4 protein-coding genes are annotated in these 3,041 nt (G+C 54.8%); all 4 read left to right on the top strand.

The window, feature by feature from the left end:
* Window positions 1-1,139 (top strand): hypothetical protein (locus AB7S84_RS17055; RefSeq protein WP_428155997.1); only part of this gene is annotated, 1,139 nt, incomplete at its 5' end.
* A gap of 83 nt (window positions 1,140-1,222) precedes the next feature.
* Window positions 1,223-1,594: an EamA family transporter gene (locus AB7S84_RS17050; protein WP_428155995.1), complete on the top strand. Its 372-nt coding sequence runs from the start codon at window positions 1,223-1,225 to the stop codon at window positions 1,592-1,594.
* Window positions 1,595-1,632: 38 nt separating this feature from the next.
* Entirely contained in the window at window positions 1,633-2,316 is a 684-nt protein-coding gene (locus AB7S84_RS17045; protein WP_428155993.1) for a response regulator transcription factor, read from the top strand.
* Window positions 2,313-3,041, top strand: a 729-nt coding sequence (locus AB7S84_RS17040) for a HAMP domain-containing protein (RefSeq protein ID WP_428155991.1), incomplete at its 3' end; no start/stop codon positions are given. The genes AB7S84_RS17045 and AB7S84_RS17040, both read left to right, overlap by 4 nt.

Raw genomic sequence — 3,041 nt, 5'->3', positions numbered from 1 at the left:
TTGCCTTTCTCACCAAGGGATTTCTCGCCTTCGCCGTGCCGGTATTGAGCCTGGCGCCCTACCTCGTCTGGCAACGCCGCTATGGCGACCTGCTGCGCATGAGCTGGTTGCCGATTCTGACCGCGGTTGTGGTGGCACTGCCGTGGAGTATCGCCATCCACTTGAAAGAGCCCGATTTTTGGCGCTTTTTCTTCTGGCACGAGCACATTCAACGCTTTGCGGCGCAAAACGCGCAACACAAGGAATCGTTCTGGTTTTTCTTCGTACTGGCCCCGGCCATGTTCATCCCCTGGACGTTCGTCTTGCCGGCGGCCGCAAGCGGAATAAGGGAACGACTGTTTCAGCGGGAAACGCAAAGTCGATTGCTGAGGTTCTGCCTTTGCTGGCTGATCGGGCCATTTTTGTTTCTTTCCCTGTCGAATGGAAAATTGCTCACTTATATCCTGCCCTGCTTTCCTCCGTTTGCCATTCTCACCGCCTTCGGGCTCTTTCAGGCCCTCGCGAAGGAAAAGTCGAAGCGATGGTTCCAAGGGGGGGTGGTCGTCGGCGCCTTGGTTTTCGGCTTGATCCTGGTGGCATTCTTATATGTTCAATTATTCGGTTTCAACGGTCTCCATCCGTACCAGCAGTCATGGAAAGCGGTGATGGTCGTCAACGGCCTTTCGTTTTTCATCCTGTTTTGTTTCTGGGCGTTGAAAAGCCGCGAGGGAAAGAACAAAATCTTCATTTTTGGCATGGCTCCGCTTCTGTTGTTCTTTCTCGTCCATTTCACCATCCCGGATCAAACCATAGAAGCAAAATCGCCTGGCCAGCTTCTGGAGCAACACGCCCCGGACGTGGCCAACGATCATGTCGTGATTTCCGACGAGACTTCAATCGGTGCGGTTTGCTGGTATTTGCGGCGAAGCGACGTTTACCTGCTTGGCGGAGCCGGCGAACTCGATTATGGGTTGGAATATGAGGATGCCAAGAAAAGAGCGCTTGACACGAAAGCCGCCGCCGACCTTGTAGAACGAAATCGCGGCAAAACCATTTTGGTGGCTAGAGGCAAAAGGATCTCCCGCTGGCGGGATCAGCTTCCTCAACCGGTCTTTCAGGACCAGGGCGGATCTTCCGGGTACGTCTTCTGGAAGTATTGAACATGGGGCCGGCTGGTTTTTGGAGCCTGGCCCGGATGCGATGCCATGACATGGTGCAACGTTGGTGATATGAAAGGTAGACAATGGCCAGATACCTCCCCCTGATTATCTTCGGTGTCATGCTCAACGCGGCGGCCCAGTTGTGCCTCAAGCAGGGAATGCGCGCCATCGGCTATTTCGACTTCGCCCTGGAAAACTGGAGCCGGGTTGGCCTCGCCGTGGCCGCCAGCCCGTATGTCCTTGCCGGATTGGCCTGTTATGGCGTCAGCGTAGCGGTCTGGCTGCTGGTGCTTTCCCGGGTCGAGGTCAGCTATGCTTATCCGCTGCTTTCCATCGGATATATCGTCACCGCTTTTGCCGGCGGGATCTTTTTTCATGAGAGTATCGGTACGACACGGTGGGCGGGCATCGTGGTCATCTGTTGCGGCGTTTGGATGATCACACGATCGGCTTGAAAAGGTGCTTTGAGAAGAAGATTTGGAGGCCCACGGTCGTGAAAATTTTGATTGTTGACGATGATGGCGCTTTGCGGGATCAGCTCCGGCAGGTCTTGACACGCCAGCGCTACATCGTGGAAACGGCAACCAATGGCGAGGAAGCGCTGGACAAATTGTTCGGTACCCCCTTCGACGCGATCATCCTCGACATCATGATGCCGAAAATGGACGGTCTGAGCGTGTTGGAACAAGTACGCAAAGCGGGAATCGATGCGCCCGTGATGATGCTCACCGCAAAAGGCGACGTGAACGACCGGGTGAAAGGCCTTGACCTCGGCGCGGATGATTATCTCGCCAAGCCGTTTTCCCTGGACGAGTTCGTGGCCCGCTTGCGTGCCGTCCTGAGGAGAGCCGGGGGCCAGTGCGAATCCATCCTGCAGGTCGAGGATCTGCAGTTGGACACGGTCAGCCGCAAAGTCACCAAGGGGGATAAATCCATCGAACTGACCCCCAAGGAGTTTTCCATTCTCGAGTTTCTCCTTCACAACAAAAACAGGGCCGTGTCCCGCTTCAGCCTTGCGGAGCATGTCTGGGGGGACGACTTCGACCCTTTCAGCATGTCCAATTTCATGGATGTCCATATGAAGAACCTGCGCCATAAAATTGGGGATACCGGCAATACCAGGATTATCCGAACCGTGCGCGGCGTCGGCTATATCATCGGGGACGCGGAGCAATGACCGTCAAGACGAGAATCACCCTTTTCATTGTCGGAGCCGGCTTCGTTTCCAGCCTGCTGTTTTCCGTTGTCGTTTTTTACGAATTGATCGAACAACCTTTCGAACTTTTGGATACCGTACTGAAAGAAGAAGCGTCTCGAACCGTCCGGATGATCGTAAAAACGCCCGAAAAAACGGACCCCGTGGAACTCGATACGCTCTACCGGGATTTGGATTGGTATTGGCTCGAAATTTCCGACAGGGAAAGCGGCAAAATTCTTTTCCGCTCCAAACTCGCTGAACTGGCAACGCTGCCTCCGGTCCCACCCGGCGGCAAATCGATTGCCAAGGCTGTCATCGCCAGGAGCCAAGTCGACCTCAACCACGAAAAAGATCAGGAGGTAACCTTCAGAATCAGAAGCTTTCTGTTTACGCTGAATGGCAACACCTTTCTCGCGCAGATCGCGCGGCCCATGGAAAAACTAGAGGAAGAAATATGGGAGCTGGTTCTCGGTATTTTCTCCGGTCTGGTTTTTTCCACCCTCGCCCTGGTCGCCATCAGCCGTTTCGTGGCCGGCAAGATTCTGCGGCCGATCGGGCGGATGAAGGATTTGGCACAGGATATCGGCGAAAAGAACCTTGATCGACGAATCCCGGCCGGAGACGGGCAGGACGAGTTCAGCGAACTGGCAAGAACCGTCAACCGGATGCTGGACCGGTTGCAATATTCTTTCAAGAGGCAGAGG

The sequence above is a fragment of the Desulfococcus sp. genome, from assembly GCF_050178255.1.
In the GTDB taxonomy this organism is placed as follows: Bacteria; Desulfobacterota; Desulfobacteria; order Desulfobacterales; family Desulfococcaceae; genus Desulfococcus; species Desulfococcus multivorans.
Note: the sequence above shows the minus strand (reverse complement) of the source record. Positions and strands in the feature narration are given on the sequence as shown.

Coding starts and splice junctions, on each gene's coding strand:
- AB7S84_RS17050 (WP_428155995.1), top strand. CDS start 1,223: ATGGCCAGATACCTCCCCCTGATTATCTTCGGTGTCATGCTCAACGCG.